The sequence below is a fragment of the Agriterribacter sp. genome (assembly GCF_035444585.1).
Taxonomy (GTDB): Bacteria; Bacteroidota; Bacteroidia; order Chitinophagales; family Chitinophagaceae; genus Agriterribacter.
In genome coordinates, this window is the sequence record NZ_DAOMOZ010000011.1 from 16,616 (window position 1) to 35,258 (window position 18,643).

Genomic DNA, 18,643 nt, shown 5'->3' on the forward strand with positions numbered 1-18,643 from the left:
AATAACAGCAAAATTAAGACTATGCCGGCACAAACTACCCCTAAAGGGCTTTCCTTATGGTAACATTCTCCTAAAATCGTAAATGAAAACGAAAGGAGAAATGGCTTCGGCCGGTACATCCGGCTCCATTATATTATTATATTTTTATTGCTGGTTGTTGCCGTTAAACACTTTTTTCAACAGCTCCGTTACTCTTGCAGCAGGATCTTTCCTGATCTTCTGCTCTTCCTGCCCTACCTCATAAAAAATACCCGCCAAAGATCGTTCTGTTACATAACCGGCAAGGTCGGTATTCACGGGTTTTGCAGCGAATTTATTGTATGCGGTAAATGCATCATTCCAGTATTTGGTAGCATCAACTTTGGCTAATGCCTTTTCAATTACGGGGCGAAAGGCGTTGGTTAAGGAAAGCGTGGTTTTGTCTTTAAAGTAATTGGTGGCTGCGTAATCCCCGCCTTTTAATATACCAAGCGCATCGGTTATCGTCATCGTTCTTATAGCATCCACAAAAATGGGGGTAGCAGATCTGGCGGCATCTTCAGCAGCCCTGTTCATAGAAAGCACCGCCTTATCTACCAGGCTGCCCAGTCCTATGCTCCTTAAAGTGCTTTCCACTTTTTTAGCTTCTTCGGGCATCAGTATCTTAATGGCGGCATTGCTGAAAAATCCATCCGCCGCCGCAAGCCTGCCGGTGCTGTTTTGAGTGCCGATACGCAGGGCCTCTTTCAAGCCCGATGCAATTTCTGTAGCGGACAGTGCAGGCGTTCCGGTATTCATGCTGTTTAACACCTGCTGTGTGGTTTCGCAGCCGGTTAGCAAAAAGAAAATGGCGATCGCCAGCAGTATTTTCATAAAGTTGTTTTTGGGTCTTTAAAAGGATTATATGCCGGTTAACTATTTTAACTTACGCAATGCCCCGGACAGTGCTTCTATCATGGCATCAATTTCTTCTTTTTTACAAGCGCCCACACTCAGCCTGTACCAGCTGGAGTCTTTTGACGCCCCAAATGCATAGAAAGGTACTACAGCTATCCCGGCTTCGTTGAGCAGGTAACCGGTCACATCTTTCTGCTCTTCAAGCAGGCGCCCTGCAGCAGTTCTCATACCTGTTGCATTTACTCTTATGGTAAGATAAATGGCAGCCTGCGGGGCAATGGCGTTTACCGGCAAGCCTTCTTTTTTCAAACGCATAAAGCCATCGTATATTTTTCGCAGCCGGAGCGATATTTCGGTTTTAAACTGTTGCAGATAATCGTCTACTGCGTTGTACTGCAATAAAAACCGTGCAACGGCTTTTTGCTCTGCCATAGGCGCCCAGGCGCCCACGTGCGAAAGGATAGCTTTCATTTTGCTCATGATCCGTTCCGGGCCCATAGCCCAACCCACCCTTACGCCTGTGGCGGCAAAACATTTGCTTATGGCATCTATATAAACTGTATAAGCTTTCATTTGAGGGCGGAGCGATACGGGGTCGTAATGCAGAATATCACCATGGGTAAGCTGCCAGTACATCTGGTCGTATAAAACATATAGTTTTTTTTCACCTTCCCCACGGCGGCTGTTTTCTTCCAGCACCATATCGCATATCGCTTCCAGGGCGTCCCTCGTAAAAGTAGTTCCTGTTGGATTTTGCGGCGAGCACAGGGCTAATATCACCGCATCTTTAATATGGGGAGCAATATCGGCTGCTGTTGGCATGAAATTATTTTCGGCACTGGCTTCTACTTCACAATGAATGCCTTCAACAAAATGGGTATAATGATTGTTGTTCCAGGACGGAACGGCATAAATTATTTTATCGTCTTTATCGGCGATCGTTCTAAAAAAAGCATAGATCAGCGGACGTCCGCCGGATGCTACCAATATTTCGGAAGTATTATATTGTAATCCTTCTTTTTGACGCAGGAAAGCAGCAATAGCTTCGCGAAGATCAACATTACCTTCTGCCGCAGGGTAATTGGTAAAATGTTTGCGGTAGGCGTCTATGATTTCGTTTTCCAGTTCTTTTGGGATTGGAAAAATTTCGGGGTCAAAATCGCCAATCGTAAAATTGTATATCTTTTCTCCCTGTTTTATTTTCTCCCGTATTTCACCCCCCAGCTTAACGATTTCCGATCCGATCAACGTTTCGGCAAGCCGGGAGAAGTGTTCCTGCAACTTAATATTCTCGGGCGCCAGTTCCTGCTGATGTAATTTGTTTTCCATATCAGGCAAAATTACCCTCTGTTATGGGAGGAGCCAAGATTATTTTAGTGGTAAGCAATAAGTGGTAAGGGGTAAGCATTAAGGAGTAAATAGCTTACAGCCACCGGAGCGTCTTTACCGGGCATTTTAAATGCACAAATGGCTAAAAAATTGATTTGTTTGGAACGATTACGGCAATTGTTAAGAGAATTTTAAAGCCGTTCCTTTATATTTGCCGTTCACCCAAGGCTGATAAATACATGTTTAATTTGATTTTATTCGGTCCTCCCGGAAGCGGTAAAGGCACACAATCCGAAAAACTGATCTCAAAATACGGGTTAAAGCACCTCTCTACCGGCGATTTGCTGCGCAGCGAAATTGCCGGTCAAACACCCCTGGGACTGGAAGCGAAGAATTTTATGGACAAGGGTCAACTGGTTCCTGATGAAGTGGTGATTGGCATGATCAGTTCTGCCTTAGATGCTAACCCCGAAGCTGCAGGTTTTTTGTTTGATGGATTTCCCCGTACAGAAGCGCAGGCTGAAGCTTTGGATAAACTGCTTAAATTAAAAAAAACGGGTATACATCTTATGCTGGCACTCGATGTAAGCGAGGAAGAACTGGTATCGCGCTTACTTAAAAGAGGTAAAACTTCCGGGCGCAGCGACGACAACAATGAAACGGTTATCCGTGCCCGGATCGCGGAATACCATAAAAAAACATCAGCTGTTGCGGATTATTATAAGAAGTTTGATAAAGTAAAGCATGTAGAAGGAGAAGGCAGTATCGACGAAATTTTTGAAGCGCTTTGCAAAGAGGTGGATAAGAAGAGTGGTAAGTAGTAAGGATAACGAAATTGCTGATTTTTGATTTGCTGATCGCTGATTTGAAAATCAGAAATCAAAAAATCGGTAAAGTACTAACTTGAATTTACTCATTCACCAGCTGTTTTGCCATTTCAATACTTTTAAAGATATATGCATTAACAGTATCTATCTTTTCTTTTTCATTCCGGTAATAATCAACCTTTTCCGCTTCGGTATTACCGGCTTTATCGGGATCAAAGTCCTGCATCCACCGGTTCATCAGCTCTTCTGCATGAGTAAGCCCCTGTAATGCCGAATCCAATGGCGGCTGAAGCGTCGCTTTGTTTTTGAGATCCGCAACCGAATCTGTTTTCTGTTTTACCAGTTTCCGGTAACGGGCAATTTCACCCATTTTTGCCATTCCTATATCATGCCCTTCCATTGCCGTTTTGTACAGGCTGTCGGAAAGCGTTCTGGGAACAGATGAATTGTTTTGTTGTTCTTCACTACCGGAAGCACCCCTGTTGCCGTTACACGACATGATCATTATAGTTACAATAACCGGAACAAATATTTTCATCATACGTCAATGCATAAAGATTACCGCAAAGGTAAAGGGTTAAGCGGAAGATACTATGCTTCTTTAATTTTAGTAATTTGTGTTACAATTCAATAACAATATGATACGTGAAATACAGGAAGGGTATGTAAAGGTTGAGCATCAAAAAGAAATAACTGTCATTGAATTTTTTCATCCGCAAAGCAATTCCTTACCTGTAGCCATCTTAAATGATCTTGGCCAGGAAATACACAGCGCCGGGCTTGAAAAAGATACAAAAGTCATTGTTTTACGATCCGCAGGCGCCAGGGCATTTTGTGCCGGAGCTTCGCTTAAGGAATTGCTGGCTATCGGGACTGCTGAAGAGGGAAAAAGGTTTTTCAGTGGGTTTGCCAATGTGATCAATGCCATGCGCCGCTGCCCCAAATTAATTATAGCGCGTATCCAGGGCAAATGTGTAGGCGGCGGAGTGGGGCTTGCCGCGGCGGCCGACTATGCCATTGCTTCAGAAGGGGCCGATGTAAAGCTGAGTGAATTGTCAATAGGACTTGGTCCTTTTGTAGTAGGACCGGCAATAGAAAGGAAAATAGGGATAAGCGCTTTCAGCCACCTGGCCATTGACGCCGGCATGTGGCGCCCCGCGGACTGGGCGAGGAGGCATGGCTTATATGCCGAACTGCACCCTGCTGTGGAAGATATGGATGAATCCATCCAACGCCTGGCCAATGAACTGGCCCATGCCAATCCTGAAGCCCTGATCGAATTGAAAAAGATCCTGTGGGAAGGAACCGGCGATTGGGACACTATATTACACCAACGGGCTGCGGTCAGCGGCAAACTGGCAACGAGCTCCTTTACAAAAACGGCTCTCGAAAAATTAAAGAAAAAGGATCAGGATCGGTAGTCAGAATAACTGCTGACAATTTATGGCGGAAGCCCGAAGCCTGAATTTTGAAATGCGAAGGAATACAACTATAAACAAAAAACTAAAAACCATAAACTCCCGGAATCCGCAGGCTGTCAGTCTCTCGGCAATTAGCAATCAGCTAAAGCAGTATAGAAAAGGAATATTCATCCTATCGTTAGTAATTATCCACTGATAGCCAATACCTCACTACACAAACACACTCAGCAGCATTACCCCGGCAAGTCCTACTATAGCAACGATCGTTTCCATCAGCGACCACGAACGGATCGTATCTTTTACACTCAGGTTAAAATATTCTTTAAACAGCCAGAACCCTCCGTCGTTTACATGCGAAAACATAAGGCTGCCGGCACCGATAGATAAAACCATCAGGTTGGGATTTACAGCGCCCTGCGCAACAATAGGGGCAACGATGCCTGCAGTGGTAAGCCCTGCTACAGTGGCCGAGCCAATGCACACCCGTATGATGGCTGCAATGATCCAGGCAAGGAATAACGGATGCAGTGTCCAATGCTGCAACGCCTCCGCTATATCATTGCTTACACCGCTTGCCGTGAGTACTTCCTTAAAGGCGCCGGCTCCCGCAATGATCAGCAATATCATGGCTACATCTTTTACCGCGCTTTCATATACGCTCATTATTTTTTTTATTGGCATGCCTGTTGACACGCCCAGGGAAAAAGTAGCAACGATCAGGGCTATAAGCATAACGATCATGGCATTGCCAAAAAAAGCCGATGCATTGTTCAGCAATGCCGATGAAGGAAAAAGAAAAGGTATAACCGTTGTGGCAATAAGCAATACAACGGGTAATAAAGAAGACAGGAGGCTATTGGCAAGTCCCGGTAGTTTTTCTTCGGGAAGTACAACAGGCTTAAACGTTTGTAAGGGAACAGAAACAATCTTTTTTAGCGTTTTGGCATAAAAAGGGCCCGCAATAATGATGGCAGGAATAGCAACCGCCAGGCCATACAAAAGCGTCAATCCCATACTTGCGTTGAACTGGCTTACCAGTGCCGCAGGCGCCGGGTGCGGAGGCAGGTAACCGTGGGTAACCGATAAGGAGGCCAGCATAGGCAGACCGATATATACGGCAGGCAGCTTAAACTGATAGGCAACAGAAAAAATAAGCGGAACCATCAATACAAAGCCCACATTATAAAACAGGGGTATGCCTATTACAAAACCGGTGATCATTAAAGCCCACTGAATATACTTTACGCCAAAAACCTTCATTAGGGAAGAAGCAATTTGCTGTGCAGCGCCGCTTTCGGCAACCAGTTTCCCAAGCATGGCGCCCATCATAATTACGCCGGCCAGCGCCCCTAAAGTATCGCCCATTCCTTTTTCTACCGCTACAGCCAGCTTGTTCAGCGGAATGCCCAGCAGCCCCCCTGCAAGTAGTGATACGATCAAAAAAGCAAGGAAAGCATTGGTTTTACCCCAGGTAATAAGCAATACAAGCAGCAGGATACAGCCGGCGATAATAAGCAGTGTCATATTTAAATGAGATTTTTGAATTTGATTACATCACCACCTGCTGCTACACAATCGTTTATAATTTTGCTAATATAAGAAATGGAAATTAAGTATGCAGCTGTTATATCTCTGCAACAGCAAGTATCCTGCACGCGGCGTTTGCGATTAATGTAGCCCGCGCCGAAAAAAAGGATTTTATCATTTACCGTCAGCAACCGGCACCAAACTTTACCAGTTGTTCATTTGCTCCGGAACAATGCGCTCAGTGCTTTCTAAGGGAATATCGTTAACTTTCCAGTCGGAGTCATATTTCACAAACCACGAAAGCCAGAGGCTTCGCGACAGGCGCATGAATATGGGCTGAAGCACGATCAGTAAAACGGCATTGGTGATGCCCCACCATAACAAGCGAAAATCACCCGGCTGAACGGAAAAGCCGATGAGCAACCACCAGGCGATAAAGGTGAATACGCTAAAACCTACGGTGAGCCCGTAGCTTACATAAGCAGTGCCGTAATAGAAACCCACTTCAATTTCGGTAGGCTGCCCGCAAACCAGGCAATTGGGGTGCATTTTAAGGGCCGTTTTTAGTTTGTATGGGTTGCTGCTTTTAAAAATCCCACCCCTGCGGCAACGCGGGCAACGATTATCCAGTACCGACAAAAAATAGCCGGGTTTCCTTTCTTCTGTGCTCATTCAGGAATTTTTGCAAATGTCTTAATTCTTCACCAAATATCAGAGATAAAAATCTCCCTGAATGCTGTAACAAAACTCACAACACATCTGCAATGGTTTCCATTTGCATGCTGCGCGATCCTTTTACAAGGAACACGCTGTTTTCGGAAGGATGTTGCAACAGCCACTCCCTTGCTTCCTGTGTAGTATTAAAAAACCTGAAAGGATGTACGAGGTGTGCAAAGTCGCCGCCAACCAGTATTACATCTTTCCACAAATAATGCTTAAGCAGTTCTACAAGATCTTCATGTTCCCTTGCGCTTTCTTTCCCCAATTCCATCATAGCGCCTAAAATAAGGATCTTATTGCTGCCTGCTGTTCCCGCAAAGTTTTCTATAGCTGCCTTCATGCTGCTGGGGTTAGCATTATAAGCGTCTAAAATAATTTTATTGCTCCCTTTATCTATCAGTTGCGACCTGCTGTTGGATGGATGATATGCTTCAATAGCTGCTTTTATTTTATCGTCCTTAACATTAAAATACCTGCCTGTGGCTACGGCAGCAAGTATATTGGGAAGATTATAATCTCCAACCAGCGCAGAATGAATGACAGATCTTCCCTTCTTTGTCATCAAAGCCACTTCCAAAAAAGGATCTGCTTTATGAATATTTCCTGCTACTTCGGTTCCTAAAGTCCCGTAGGTAACAATGTGGGGTATGCCTTTACTCATCTCTTTCAGGTAATCATAGTCCCACATTACAAATGCTGTACCATCGTGAAGCTTCAGGTAATCGTACAGTTCGCCTTTTGCTTTTCTAACGCCTTCCACGCTTCCAAAACCTTCAAGGTGGGCTTTGCCGCAGTTGGTAATAATGCCATGCGTAGGTTCGGTGTACCTGCAGTAACCTTCAATTTCTTTAAGATGGTTGGCCCCCATTTCAATGATAGCCATTTCTGCATCAGGCTCAATATTCAAAATGGTAAGCGGTATTCCTATATGGTTGTTCAGGTTTCCCTGTGTGGTATATGTTTTATAGGTGGATGAAAGCACTGCGTGAACCAGTTCTTTGGTTGTGGTTTTGCCGTTGCTTCCTGTAATGGCAACAAAAGGTATGGCAAACTGCCTGCGGTGATAGCCCGCCAGTTGCTGCAGCGCCGTCAGCACATCATCGGTAAGGATGATCCTTGAATCTTCAAAGCCGGGCGGTTCATCGGCTATTACGTAAGCCGCTCCTTTTTTAAGCGCCTGCTTTGCAAAAAGATTACCATTAAAATTCGGGCCCTTCAATGCAAAAAAGATATCGTCTTTCTTCAGCTTCCTGGTATCCGTTTGAACCGAAGGATATTGAAGGAACAATTGGTAGAGTTTGTCAATTTGCATACCGGCAAAGGTAAATACAATCGTTTCAAAACAATAACAAGCCGGCGCCACTGCAGAATTCGGTTTGGCCTTGTGGCCAGGAATCTGAACTTTGTATAAACAAAAGAACGGATATGAATTACCATCTTTTAGGAAAATCGTCGTTAACCATAAGTGAGATCGGCTTTGGCTGCATGTCTTTGGGTGATAACGATACAGATAATGCGCGGCTTATTCACAGTGCAATTGAGGGTGGCTTAAATTATTTTGATACGGCCGATATGTACCAGAAAGGACAGAACGAAACAACCGTTGGTAAAGCCCTGCAGGGAAAAAGAGACAAAGTTATTTTGGCCACCAAGGTAGGCAACAAATGGCGGCCTGATGGAAGCGGATGGGAATGGAATCCTTATAAGCACTATATTATTTCGGCCGTGGAACAAAGTTTAAAAAGGTTAAATACGGATTATATAGACCTTTACCAGTTGCACGGAGGTACCATTGGCGACCCCATAGATGAGACCATTGAAGCATTTGAAAACCTGCAGGCAGCAGGTAAAATACGTTATTATAGCATTTCGTCTATACGACCCAATGTGATCCGGGAATACGTACAGCGGTCGCATATAGCAAGTGTAATGATGCAATACAGTTTACTGGACCGGCGCGCCGAAGAAACCTGTTTTCCGCTCCTGCAGCTGAATGATATAGCTGTGCTGGCAAGGGGAAGCCTGGCCGGCGGGCTGCTGGTAAATAAGCCGGCAAAAACATACCTAAATTACACGGAAGATGAAGTATATAAAGCACAGTCTGCCCTACACGCCATTTCCGGCATGAACCGCAATGCTTCTCAAACTGCTATCCGTTTTGTTCTGCAGCAACAGCCTGTTACCGCTGCCATTGTTGGCATAAGAACAATAGAACAGTTGAACGACATCATTGCGGCTACGCGTACGCCACTGCTTACCGATAATGAAATGATTTACTTGCGTGCCTCCATACCGGTAAATTATTATGAGCAGCACCGGTAGGTTTATTGCTGTTCGGTGGGATTTAAAAACCGCATTTCATCTAAAAGGCAATTGTAATTGAAACGTTGCTTTACGGAAGCGCCTGATCTTAAAAATGCTGTTCCCTCTGTAAATGCGGGCAATATATATTTTGCTTCACCGGGTATTACTGCATCGGGTGATTCGCCGGATTTTCCGATATATCTTTTTTGCGTCTGCGCCGCGCAGTTGTTGTTATACCACAAGCGTGCCATTACAATCAAAAGTACGCGCATTATACCTGGCTGAGACTGTAATTTACTTTTATTTTTCGTTTGAATCAGGGAGGCACAGCGATACACAGCACTTGTTTTTAACACCATACAGCTTACGCCCTACTATATTTCTCTTACCTTCTTTCCCCATGCTTTATGCTTCGCACCGTCGCCGTCCCTGCCTGCTGTTCAGCAGTTCAGGGAGGCGTACCGGCACGCCAGCCCGACGAGTTCATTCTGGCGGGGGCAGACATTTTAACGATTTTTGGGGTGAATTTCCCTACTACGTCTACGAGTTGCCGCTGGCTTTGCATCACTGTATGTATGTCCTTATATGCAAAAGGCGCTTCATCCAATCCGCCGCCGATCAACTTTACACCATGCTTTTTCAGCTCCTGCTGCAATGCATTTACTGTAATTGACTGCATGGCCCTGGTGCGGCTCATCAACCGCCCCGCGCCATGTGAAGCCGAGTTAACAGCCGCCGGTTCGCCTTTCCCTTTTACAATAAATCCATCCGCGGTCATAGAGCCCGGAATGATGCCCAATACACCTTTTTCTGCGGGGGTGGCGCCTTTGCGGTGTACGATCACTTCCTTCCCTTCCCATTGTTCCTTCCATGCAAAGTTGTGGTGATTTTCAACCATCTTAACCGGTTTACGCCCCAATTGCTTTGCTATTTTTTCATGGATGATGTGGTGACAGGCGGAGGCGTAATCACCTGCAAGGTTCATTGCCGTCCAGTATTCCATGCCCGCCTCTTCATCCATATCCAGCCATGCAAGATTTTTTGCATCCTGTGGTAAACGCCTTTTGCTGATGGCAATTTTAGTATAATGATTTGCAATATTAGCACCCAATGCCCTTGAGCCGGAATGCGATAACAATCCCACACAATTACCGGGTTCAATACCCAAAACATCATCCTTTACGGCTATCGTTACTTCACCGAATTCCACGAAATGATTGCCGCTTCCGGAAGATCCCAATTGTTTCCATGCACGACCGTGCAGACTTTTCAGCAAAGGCATTTCATAAAATGCCGAATGCTCCATCACTTCATGATCCGATGCACGGTCAAACTGTGCACCGCTTCCAAAAAGGGTTGCTTCATTTAATGTTCTTGTAAAAAAAGCTTCCCGCTGCACAAGCTCTTCCGGATCAATATCGAATACACTCAGGCACATGCGGCAACCAATATCCACGCCCACACCATAGGGTATTACGGCGTTATCCGTTGCCAGAACGCCGCCTATCGGTAAGCCGTAACCGCTGTGTGCATCAGGCATCAATGCACCTGCTACCGCCACCGGCAATTTAGCCGCGGTATACATCTGGTGTATGGCACCTTCTTCAATATGCTCCTGTCCGAATATATTGAATGGTATGCCCTGGTTGTTCAATGAAACCGTTGCACCCTCTTTTGGTGCTTTGGGCGATAATTTCTCCGTTATCAATGCCAATACGGGGTCATCTTTATATTGTACCGGGCTTTCCAGTACAAGCTTCAATAGTTCCATCACTTCTTCTTTTGAGTGATGCTTGTAATTTTTCTGCATCACATTCATTGCCACGCTGATCACGGGGCCCTGCGGGTATCCGATAGCACGTAACTCTTTTCCTGTTATTTTTAATTTGTTCATTGTTTTGTTTTTGAACCACGGAGGCACGAAGACACAGGGTAATACAAAGGGCTGTTTTGTGAACCTGGAGTTTTTGTGACTTTATGATTTTTTGTACCAGCTTTTGAGCACTGGTGGTGCTTTTGTTGCGACGCTCCTTTCAGGGTTCATTTCTTATTCAGCTCTTTTAAAAGAAAATTTTGCATTGCTTTTTCCCTTAAGCCGTTTATGTTCTAAAGACTTCAACATTTTTATTTTATAAATATTCACTTAAAATAAAAACCCCGCAATTTCTTGCGGGGCGTATATTTGATCAAGTTCGTTATTCAACCTATTCATCAGCATTACATGTCCCGCAACCGGTATCATAGTCTGGATGACTAAACCCGTTTGATTTTTTAATTTGTTGTTCTGTCTGGCGCATGTAATATTGTTTATAATTTTGTTTTGCGGTGCAAAGGTTGATATAATTTTTTGATAGTGCAAATTTTTTTAAAATCATGTTCAAACAACCGGAAAGAAGTGGAAGAATTGTTAATTAATGGCTGCCGCCAGGCGTTTTATCCATGGTAATTTCACTCTTTTATATTTACATTTTATCATTGCCCTTTTTATAATTCACATGCAAAAAGCTACCACAAAAAAGAAACCTGCAAAAGCAAGGATATCCCATACCCGAAAGCCCGACAACCTGACGAATCCGGAATGGCAGGCTGCCCTGCGGAAACAAATAGCAGAAGAAGAAAAATTCACCATAAAGAAATCAGATGAGGGCCTGGTGTACGGAGATTATACGGTATACAGCGCTCATTCTAAAAACACGTACAAGGTGGCTTTACGAAGCGCCGGCAACAGTTTGAATTTTTGCACCTGTCCCGATTTTAAGACCAACCAGTTGGGCACCTGCAAACATATAGAAGCGGTGCTGCTGAAGATCAATGCCAGGCCCGTGTTGCGCCGGGCATTGCAGCAGGCGTATGCCCCGGCCTATACTTCTGTATATCTTGATTACCGCGGCCAGAGGAGTGTTAAGCTGCGGATAGGCACAGAGGAAAGCAAAAAATTCGCATTGCTCTCCCGCCCGTACTTTAACGAAGAAGGTGTATTGAAGCCGGAGGCGTTGATGCATATTGAACAGTTCCTGATAAAGGCTTCAAAGTTGAACAACGGCTTCCGCTGTTATGATGATGCGCTGGAATTTATCCTGCAGGAACGGGGTTTTATGCAACGCAGGCAACTGATACAAAAAGAAGGTATACGACTGTTGAGTGATATAAGTAAAGTGAAGCTGTTCCCTTATCAGCAAACCGGCATATTATTCGGCGTAGCCGCCGGCCGTTGTATACTTGCCGATGATATGGGGCTGGGTAAAACCCTGCAGGCCATATCGGCTACCGAAGTCATGCGGCACGAATATAAGATCGCCAAAGCCATTATCGTTTGTCCCACATCGTTGAAATATCAATGGAAAAGCGAAATTGAAAAATTCACGGAGAATAAAAAAATATGCGTGGTAGAGGGGAACCTCATGATGCGGATGAAGCTCTATGCAAACGAGGCGTACGATTATTTTATAGTAAGCTATAATGTGGCGGCTAACGATTACAGCTACCTGAATGAAATGCAGGCCGACATGCTGATACTGGATGAGGCGCAACGCATAAAGAACTGGCGGGCAAAAACGTCCGCTAAGATCAAACGTATTAAAACGCCCCATGCTTTGGTGCTTACCGGCACACCGGTGGAAAATAATATTGAAGAGCTGTATTCCCTGATGCAGATCGTAAATCCTTATTTGCTGGGTTCGCTTCATCATTTTTTGCAGCAGCACCAGATAACCGATGAAACGGGGAAGGTTACGGGATACAAAGATCTTAATAAAATTGGTGAACTGCTGAAAGATGTAATGCTGCGGCGCACTAAAAAAGAAGTGCTGAAAGAACTGCCCTCCCGCATGGATAAAAACCTGCTCATTCCCTTAACAGATGAGCAGATGCAAATGCATGATGAGTTCAGGGAGATCGTGGCCAAACTGGTGCATAAGTGGAAAAGAATGAAGTTCCTGAGAGAAGAAGACAGGCAGCGGTTGCTCAATAACCTGAACATGATGCGCATGGTTTGCGACAGCACCTATATCATTGACCAGGAAACCAATTACCAAACCAAGTTAGACGAACTGGAAAATATGCTGGATGAGATCATTGGTATGAAGGAAGAAAAGGTAGTGGTGTTCAGCCAGTGGGAGCGGATGACAAGGCTGGTATCGCAAATGCTTACGGCCAAAGGGATCGGCTATCAGTATCTTCATGGGGGAATACCCTCCAAAAGCCGGCAGGCTTTGTTTACACAATTCAATAACGATCCTGCCTGTAAGGTGTTCCTTTCAACCGATGCCGGCGGGGTAGGCTTAAACCTGCAGGCTGCTTCCTGTATAATCAATCTGGATATTCCGTGGAATCCGGCCATACTGGAGCAACGCATCGGCCGTATCTATCGTTTGGGGCAAAAGAAAAATGTAAGCGTCATCAACCTCGTGGCCAAAGGGACCATTGAAGAAAAAATGCTGGAAGTGCTGAAATTTAAAAAAGGAGTGGCTGCAGGCATACTGGATGACGGCGATAATAATATTTTCCTGGGCGGACAAAAATTCAACCGGTTTATGCAATCGGTGGAATCGGTTACCGGCGACATACCCGGCGCAGCGGAACTATCCGTGTCAGAAACTGCGGAAAGGAATGCAGAGAAGGAAATGACTACCGCTCCCGCACAACCGGAATTGTTTGACGGTGAAATAACAGGCGGTATCCATGAGCCCGAAGAGGAAAAGATAAAAGCCATGCCTGCTGAAGACCGGGTTATCCAGACAGGGGTGTCCTTTTTTGAGCAACTGGCAAAATCGCTCAGTAGCCCGGAAAGTACAAAACAACTGGTTAACAAGCTAACGGAGAAGGATAAGGTTTCAGGACAAACCTATTTAAAAATACCGGTGGGCAATGAGCAGGTAATAGAAAATGCATTGCAACTGATCGGTGGTTTGCTGAGAGGGCTGAAGCATTAATTACAACAAAACAACAGTAACATGTCAAAAATGGATACCGTCTATTTGTACATTCCAAATGTACCAGTAGCCTGATTGTTCATCCAGCTCAAAATATACTTCCCAGTCGCCATTTAAATTTACCGCATCATTTTGTACGGTTGCAGTTAATGCATAGCTGCCTTTTACCACACATGCTTTATCGTTGATGGTGCACAATCCATCGCTGACCTCAATATCCTCCATTGTATCATATGCTTCTTTGAACCGGTTCACCAGTAATTTAAAGGCATCTTCCGAAAGCGGGTAGTGATCATTCAACCGGAGGTCCTCTTTCCTGAAGCAGGGCATATAGTCAAAAGGTATTTTTTTAAGAATATATGCTATGCAATCTTCAACAGCGTATCTTGTATTATCGTACTGATGATCGGGGTAAAACTCATCGTAAATAAATCCATGCGTCATACCGGGTATATCCATATCCCCCATTTCCTGCTCAAATAATTCTTCGGTAGTAAAACGATACAGCTCACGAACAGAAATATTCGGGCTGCATACATCCAGGTTGATCCGGTACCGGTTCAGATATTCCTGCAGCGTTTCCCAGGCCGCTTTTATTTTATCGTCAGGTATTTCAGATACCGGCTTAAAATGCGATGGCCGGCCTATCTTATCAAAAACCTTTATGTATCTGGGGTTCTGAGACTGGCGCTCAAATGCCTGGATATAATTGAGGAATTCATTTTCTACCTGCGGGGACAGAGCAGCGTCATCTTCCGATTTCTCAAACCGGGCGCCGTTTTCCAGCATAAGCTTCATCTTCAGAAATTCGTTCTCTGCTTTCAGGCGTTCTTCATCATTGAGGTTATCAAACTCGTTCATTATAAATGAATGTTTAATAAATATAATGAAAAGAATGCAATAATGAAATTATTGGGGCGCATTTCAATTTTTCGCTGAAAAAGAAGAGATTGTTTACCGCAGCACGTTTACTTTTAATTCCCTCACTACCTGCTGGATGGTAGCATCCAGGTTTACAATGAGATTTTTAAGCAGAGGGCCATTCTTTTTTTGTTCGGCATACCATTCAATTTCCCTGATACTGTCTTTTAATGAAGTGATATTCAGGTTATCTATATCAGGCTTTATCCGATGTGCAATAGCATGCATTTCACCGAAGCTATGATTGTTGTATGCAATTTTAAGCTGATTTACTGCCAAAGGCACCTGTTCGGTAAACACAAGAATCATTTGTTGTAATATACCGTTGTTGCCTTTGCTTATATCTTCAAGGAAGGACAGGCTGTAAAGGGCAGATGAGGGATCAGCAGCTGTTGTTGAGATCGCTTTATCAGCTATACCATTTTTAAATGGGATGCAGGTAGCAATTTTATCAAGCAGGTCCTTTTCGGTGTAAGGCTTTGAAATGAATGCATTCATTCCGGCTTCAATACACCTTTCTTCTTCTCCATTAACTACATTAGCAGTTATGGCAATTATAGGAATGGTTCCGGAAATATTCTTTCTGATGAACCTGGTTGTTTCAAATCCATCCATAACAGGCAGGTGCAGATCCATCAATACAAGGTCGAAAGTCCGGTTTCGCAAAAGCTGAACGGCATCCATGCCATTATCGGCTTCGGTAACCTTTGCCCCGGTTCCTTGTATTATAGCTGAAGCCAAAAGTGTGTTCATTTCGTTGTCTTCAACCAGCAGTATAGATATGTTTGTAAGTGGCCTCAGGTTCATAATCTGTTATTTGCAGCATCGGGTTAACACGTTAGAAATAATGCCAGGCTGATCCATAATAATTTCTCCGCTAATGTAATGTTTTGTTCAAAACTAAAAGAACCGTTGATAAGTGTACACCAAAATAGAGATCAATTATAAAATCCCTGTTGTTTAAATAACGGTAGAAGAAGGAATTTAGTGTTAAGCCGGGCTATATGCTTGTTTGAATGCCGGATGTGGAAAATTATTTTTGCCGCATGCTCACTCAGGCTTCTTTTTCCTTATTGCTCATCGTTCTCCCTCTGATAAACTACACCAGCCGGGCTGCAAGGGAATAATGTCTCCGCTCAAATAAGAAAGAATTGTTAACATCCCAATAAAACATTGCAGGTAAGGATGATGTTAACGCGTTTTGTGCTTAAATTTACGGCCTGATTTTTGTGGAGGCGCGTTCCTTTTTTTCGGTTTATTTTACCAGATTCCAATAATTATTATTTGACTATGGCCCTGAGTCAGAGTTTACAACAAAAGCTGTTACAAAAACTATCACCACAGCAAATTCAACTCATGAAATTGCTGCAGGTGCCTACGGCCAATTTGGAAGAAAGGATTAAAGAGGAGATGGAAGAGAATCCTGCACTTGAGGCAGCCGAAGAAGATCATGATGCCGGCGAGGGAGAACTCGTTGATGAATTTGAAAGTGATAAGGAAGAAGATTTTGAAGCAGAGGGCAGCGAAGATGAATATGATAATATCGACATAAGCGATTACCTGGGTGAAGATGATGATGTAGCTGACTACAGGTTAAAAGACGAGAACTATCCGGAAATTGACGAGAAACAAACACTGCCTTTTAAAATTGAAAGCACCTTTCATGAATCTTTGCTGGAACAGCTCAGCATGCTCAATTTAGACGAAAAGCAAAGAAAAGTTGCTGAGCATATTGTGGGGAGCATAGATGACGATGGATACCTGAGAAGGGATTATGGCGCCATTGCTGATGACCTTGCTTTCCGGCAAAATATTATTGCCACAGAAGAGGAAATAGCGTTGCTGGTAAAAAAAATACAGCATTTTGATCCGCCCGGAATATGTGCCGGGGATCTGAGAGAATGTCTGTTGCTGCAATTGGAGCGAAAAAAAGAAGAAGGGCAGGAGGTGGACATCACCATTAGCATACTTTCGGACTATTTTGATGAGTTTACCAAAAAACATTACGAAAAGATACAAAGAGGTCTGAACCTCACCGATGAAGACCTGAAGCTTGCTATCAACCAGATCATCCGGCTTAACCCAAAACCCGGCGGAAATGTAGGCGATACCAATAAAGGAGAAAGCTATATCATTCCCGACTTCTTTATTCACAACAATAACAATAAGCTGGAGCTCACGCTCAATTCAAAGAATGCACCCGACCTGCGCATCAGCGAGGGATACAGGGATATGCTTAAAGAATATGACCGGGGAAGCAAAAAGGATAAGCGCCAGAAGGAAGCGGTTATCTTTATTAAACAGAAAATTGACGCGGCCAAGTGGTTTATTGATGCCATTAAGCAAAGGCAAAATACGCTGCTTACTACCATGCATGCCATAATGGATTACCAGTATGAGTTTTTTCTTACAGGTGATGAAACCACATTAAAGCCCATGATCTTAAAAGATATTGCTGAACGTACAGGCCTGGATATTTCCACGGTAAGCCGGGTAGCCAACAGCAAGTTTGTACAAACCGAATTTGGTACCTACAGGCTTAAATTCTTTTTCAGTGAATCTTTAAGCACAGACAGTGGTGAAGAGGTTTCTACACGCGAAGTAAAAAAAATACTGAGTGACATGGTAGAAGGAGAAAGCAAGAAGAAACCACTGAGCGATGAACGGCTTACGGAACTGCTGCAACAGAAAGGCTATAATATAGCCCGGAGAACAGTTGCCAAATACCGGGAACAAATGAATATTCCGGTAGCACGTTTAAGAAAACAATTATGAATGGTTCCATTGTTTCTGATGCTGCTGCGGCATTGCCTGCCGTAAGAAAAGGCGCCTATTTTTTTTCCTGGCTTTTTCATCCCCTGCTGGTTGGATTGTATATGGCCGTGTACCTTATTTACATTGATCCTGAATATTTTATCGGGATGAATACATTGGGAAAAACACAGGTACTGTTTATTTACATCATCAATAGTATCTTTTTCCCTCTGCTATCTGTGCTTTTATGCAAAGCGCTGGGGTTTGTTCAGTCTGTTTATCTCAAAACACAAAAGGAAAGGATCATACTCTATGCCATAAGCATGATATTCTTTTTCTGGACTTTTTATGTATTCAGGAATAAACCCGGGATCCCTGTAATTATGGCTCAAATGAGCCTCGGTATTTTTCTGGCTGTGATCATTGATTTTATTGCAAATATCTTTTTTAAAATAAGCATGCATGCTACCGGAGCGGGTGGCTTAATGGGATTGTTTACTGTTCTGCTGCTTACCTCTTCGGGCTTTGTAAATATTCCCCTGGCAATCGCTATTTTCATTGCGGGCATAACCTGTACCTCACGCCTTATTGTTTCCGATCACCGGATGGGAGATATTGTGATTGGATTGATCGCAGGTTTTCTGAGCCAATGGATGGCATATTGGTTTTTAGGATAAAAATAGCGCTTCAAACAAATTGAAGCGCTTTAGCTTTATATGGGTTGGATTGATTTGATTTGCTGTTTTTTGCCAAAGTATTTTATGAGCCACATTATGGTAAAGCTGGGGATAAAATCAAGACCGGGGAACAGTTCTTCCACGAAATTCAGGAACCCGCCTGCCGCACCTTTCCATCCGCCAAATAGCTTATAAAAGATCAGCCCCGATACAGGAGCCCAAAGCATATCTCCAAACTCACCCCAAAAAGGCAGGGCATAGCTTGCATACCCAAGCAGGTCCATTACAATACAGATCAATAATGATGGTTGCCTTTTTGTTGTGCTCATTTCTGCTGTTGAAAAAGTGAACATACT

17 protein-coding genes are annotated in these 18,643 nt (G+C 43.9%); 6 read left to right on the plus strand and 11 right to left on the minus strand.

Going from position 1 to position 18,643, the window contains the following annotated elements:
- Positions 1-144: 144 nt before the first annotated feature.
- Positions 145-852, minus strand: coding sequence for a DUF4197 domain-containing protein (locus tag PLH26_RS02225; protein WP_324584348.1), 708 nt, complete (start codon positions 850-852; stop codon positions 145-147).
- Between the two features lie 42 nt (positions 853-894).
- Positions 895-2,205, minus strand: a complete 1,311-nt coding sequence (locus tag PLH26_RS02230) for a pyridoxal phosphate-dependent aminotransferase (protein ID WP_324584349.1) — start codon at positions 2,203-2,205, stop codon at positions 895-897.
- Positions 2,206-2,444: 239 nt separating this feature from the next.
- Between PLH26_RS02230 and PLH26_RS02235 the strand changes: the two genes are divergently transcribed.
- Positions 2,445-3,026: an adenylate kinase gene (locus tag PLH26_RS02235; RefSeq protein ID WP_324584350.1), complete on the plus strand. Its 582-nt coding sequence runs from the start codon at positions 2,445-2,447 to the stop codon at positions 3,024-3,026.
- Positions 3,027-3,114: 88 nt separating this feature from the next.
- Here the strand turns inward: PLH26_RS02235 and PLH26_RS02240 are convergent, their stop codons facing one another.
- Positions 3,115-3,573 carry a hypothetical protein gene (locus PLH26_RS02240; RefSeq protein WP_324584351.1) on the minus strand — a complete coding sequence of 153 codons (459 nt, stop codon included), beginning with the start codon at positions 3,571-3,573 and terminating at the stop codon, positions 3,115-3,117.
- 97 nt (positions 3,574-3,670) lie between these two features.
- On the opposite strand from PLH26_RS02240, the gene PLH26_RS02245 reads away from it, so the two are divergent.
- Positions 3,671-4,453 (plus strand): enoyl-CoA hydratase/isomerase family protein, encoded by a 783-nt coding sequence (locus PLH26_RS02245; protein WP_324584352.1) that lies wholly within the window; start codon positions 3,671-3,673, stop codon positions 4,451-4,453.
- Positions 4,454-4,663: 210 nt separating this feature from the next.
- Here PLH26_RS02245 and PLH26_RS02250 read toward each other — a convergent pair whose 3' ends face one another.
- From PLH26_RS02250 to PLH26_RS02260, 3 genes are all read right to left on the minus strand, one after another.
- Complete coding sequence (locus tag PLH26_RS02250; protein WP_324584353.1) at positions 4,664-5,977, minus strand: gluconate:H+ symporter; 1,314 nt, start codon at positions 5,975-5,977, stop codon at positions 4,664-4,666.
- A 207-nt stretch (positions 5,978-6,184) separates the two neighbouring features.
- Positions 6,185-6,652, minus strand: a complete 468-nt coding sequence (locus PLH26_RS02255; protein ID WP_324584354.1) for a DUF983 domain-containing protein — start codon at positions 6,650-6,652, stop codon at positions 6,185-6,187.
- Positions 6,653-6,728: 76 nt separating this feature from the next.
- Positions 6,729-8,012 carry a UDP-N-acetylmuramoyl-tripeptide--D-alanyl-D-alanine ligase gene (locus PLH26_RS02260; protein WP_324584355.1) on the minus strand — a complete coding sequence of 428 codons (1,284 nt, stop codon included), beginning with the start codon at positions 8,010-8,012 and terminating at the stop codon, positions 6,729-6,731.
- A gap of 113 nt (positions 8,013-8,125) precedes the next feature.
- Between PLH26_RS02260 and PLH26_RS02265 the strand changes: the two genes are divergently transcribed.
- On the plus strand, positions 8,126-9,022 hold the full coding sequence (locus tag PLH26_RS02265; protein WP_324584356.1) for an aldo/keto reductase: 897 nt from the start codon (positions 8,126-8,128) through the stop codon (positions 9,020-9,022).
- Between the two features lie 2 nt (positions 9,023-9,024).
- On the opposite strand, the gene PLH26_RS02270 is transcribed toward PLH26_RS02265, so the two are convergent.
- Together PLH26_RS02270 and PLH26_RS02275 are read right to left on the minus strand one after the other, a co-directional pair.
- Complete coding sequence (locus tag PLH26_RS02270) at positions 9,025-9,276, minus strand: hypothetical protein (RefSeq protein WP_324584357.1); 252 nt, start codon at positions 9,274-9,276, stop codon at positions 9,025-9,027.
- Between the two features lie 176 nt (positions 9,277-9,452).
- Entirely contained in the window at positions 9,453-10,898 is a 1,446-nt protein-coding gene (locus PLH26_RS02275; RefSeq protein WP_324584358.1) for an RtcB family protein, read from the minus strand.
- Between the two features lie 601 nt (positions 10,899-11,499).
- On the opposite strand from PLH26_RS02275, the gene PLH26_RS02280 reads away from it, so the two are divergent.
- On the plus strand, positions 11,500-13,935 hold the full coding sequence (locus PLH26_RS02280; RefSeq protein WP_324584359.1) for a DEAD/DEAH box helicase: 2,436 nt from the start codon (positions 11,500-11,502) through the stop codon (positions 13,933-13,935).
- Between the two features lie 24 nt (positions 13,936-13,959).
- Here the strand turns inward: PLH26_RS02280 and PLH26_RS02285 are convergent, their stop codons facing one another.
- Both PLH26_RS02285 and PLH26_RS02290 read right to left on the minus strand, forming a co-directional pair.
- The gene (locus PLH26_RS02285) at positions 13,960-14,796 is read right to left on the minus strand and encodes a hypothetical protein (protein WP_324584360.1); all 837 of its coding nucleotides are present in this window, start codon (positions 14,794-14,796) and stop codon (positions 13,960-13,962) included.
- 93 nt (positions 14,797-14,889) lie between these two features.
- Positions 14,890-15,663 carry a response regulator gene (locus PLH26_RS02290; RefSeq protein ID WP_324584361.1) on the minus strand — a complete coding sequence of 258 codons (774 nt, stop codon included), beginning with the start codon at positions 15,661-15,663 and terminating at the stop codon, positions 14,890-14,892.
- Positions 15,664-16,212: 549 nt separating this feature from the next.
- On the opposite strand from PLH26_RS02290, the gene rpoN reads away from it, so the two are divergent.
- Together rpoN and PLH26_RS02300 are read left to right on the plus strand one after the other, a co-directional pair.
- Positions 16,213-17,631 (plus strand): RNA polymerase factor sigma-54, encoded by a 1,419-nt coding sequence (gene rpoN, locus PLH26_RS02295; protein ID WP_502876358.1) that lies wholly within the window; start codon positions 16,213-16,215, stop codon positions 17,629-17,631.
- The gene (locus PLH26_RS02300; RefSeq protein WP_324584363.1) at positions 17,628-18,287 is read left to right on the plus strand and encodes a hypothetical protein; all 660 of its coding nucleotides are present in this window, start codon (positions 17,628-17,630) and stop codon (positions 18,285-18,287) included. The genes rpoN and PLH26_RS02300 overlap by 4 nt, the downstream gene beginning before the upstream one ends.
- A gap of 35 nt (positions 18,288-18,322) precedes the next feature.
- Here PLH26_RS02300 and PLH26_RS02305 read toward each other — a convergent pair whose 3' ends face one another.
- Complete coding sequence (locus tag PLH26_RS02305) at positions 18,323-18,616, minus strand: hypothetical protein (protein WP_324584364.1); 294 nt, start codon at positions 18,614-18,616, stop codon at positions 18,323-18,325.
- Positions 18,617-18,643: the final 27 nt, after the last annotated feature.

What these genes read in the sequence shown, in the direction of transcription:
- PLH26_RS02225 (WP_324584348.1), bottom strand. Translation starts at nt 852, where the DNA reads ATGAAAATACTGCTGGCGATCGCCATTTTCTTTTTGCTAACCGGCTGC.
- PLH26_RS02230 (WP_324584349.1), bottom strand. Translation starts at nt 2,205, where the DNA reads ATGGAAAACAAATTACATCAGCAGGAACTGGCGCCCGAGAATATTAAG.
- PLH26_RS02235 (WP_324584350.1), top strand. Translation starts at nt 2,445, where the DNA reads ATGTTTAATTTGATTTTATTCGGTCCTCCCGGAAGCGGTAAAGGCACA.
- PLH26_RS02240 (WP_324584351.1), bottom strand. Translation starts at nt 3,573, where the DNA reads ATGATGAAAATATTTGTTCCGGTTATTGTAACTATAATGATCATGTCG.
- PLH26_RS02245 (WP_324584352.1), top strand. Translation starts at nt 3,671, where the DNA reads ATGATACGTGAAATACAGGAAGGGTATGTAAAGGTTGAGCATCAAAAA.
- PLH26_RS02250 (WP_324584353.1), bottom strand. Translation starts at nt 5,977, where the DNA reads ATGACACTGCTTATTATCGCCGGCTGTATCCTGCTGCTTGTATTGCTT.
- PLH26_RS02255 (WP_324584354.1), bottom strand. Translation starts at nt 6,652, where the DNA reads ATGAGCACAGAAGAAAGGAAACCCGGCTATTTTTTGTCGGTACTGGAT.
- PLH26_RS02260 (WP_324584355.1), bottom strand. Translation starts at nt 8,012, where the DNA reads ATGCAAATTGACAAACTCTACCAATTGTTCCTTCAATATCCTTCGGTT.
- PLH26_RS02265 (WP_324584356.1), top strand. Translation starts at nt 8,126, where the DNA reads ATGAATTACCATCTTTTAGGAAAATCGTCGTTAACCATAAGTGAGATC.
- PLH26_RS02270 (WP_324584357.1), bottom strand. Translation starts at nt 9,276, where the DNA reads ATGCGCGTACTTTTGATTGTAATGGCACGCTTGTGGTATAACAACAAC.
- PLH26_RS02275 (WP_324584358.1), bottom strand. Translation starts at nt 10,898, where the DNA reads ATGAACAAATTAAAAATAACAGGAAAAGAGTTACGTGCTATCGGATAC.
- PLH26_RS02280 (WP_324584359.1), top strand. Translation starts at nt 11,500, where the DNA reads ATGCAAAAAGCTACCACAAAAAAGAAACCTGCAAAAGCAAGGATATCC.
- PLH26_RS02285 (WP_324584360.1), bottom strand. Translation starts at nt 14,796, where the DNA reads ATGAACGAGTTTGATAACCTCAATGATGAAGAACGCCTGAAAGCAGAG.
- PLH26_RS02290 (WP_324584361.1), bottom strand. Translation starts at nt 15,663, where the DNA reads ATGAACCTGAGGCCACTTACAAACATATCTATACTGCTGGTTGAAGAC.
- rpoN (WP_502876358.1), top strand. Translation starts at nt 16,213, where the DNA reads ATGAAATTGCTGCAGGTGCCTACGGCCAATTTGGAAGAAAGGATTAAA.
- PLH26_RS02300 (WP_324584363.1), top strand. Translation starts at nt 17,628, where the DNA reads ATGAATGGTTCCATTGTTTCTGATGCTGCTGCGGCATTGCCTGCCGTA.
- PLH26_RS02305 (WP_324584364.1), bottom strand. Translation starts at nt 18,616, where the DNA reads ATGAGCACAACAAAAAGGCAACCATCATTATTGATCTGTATTGTAATG.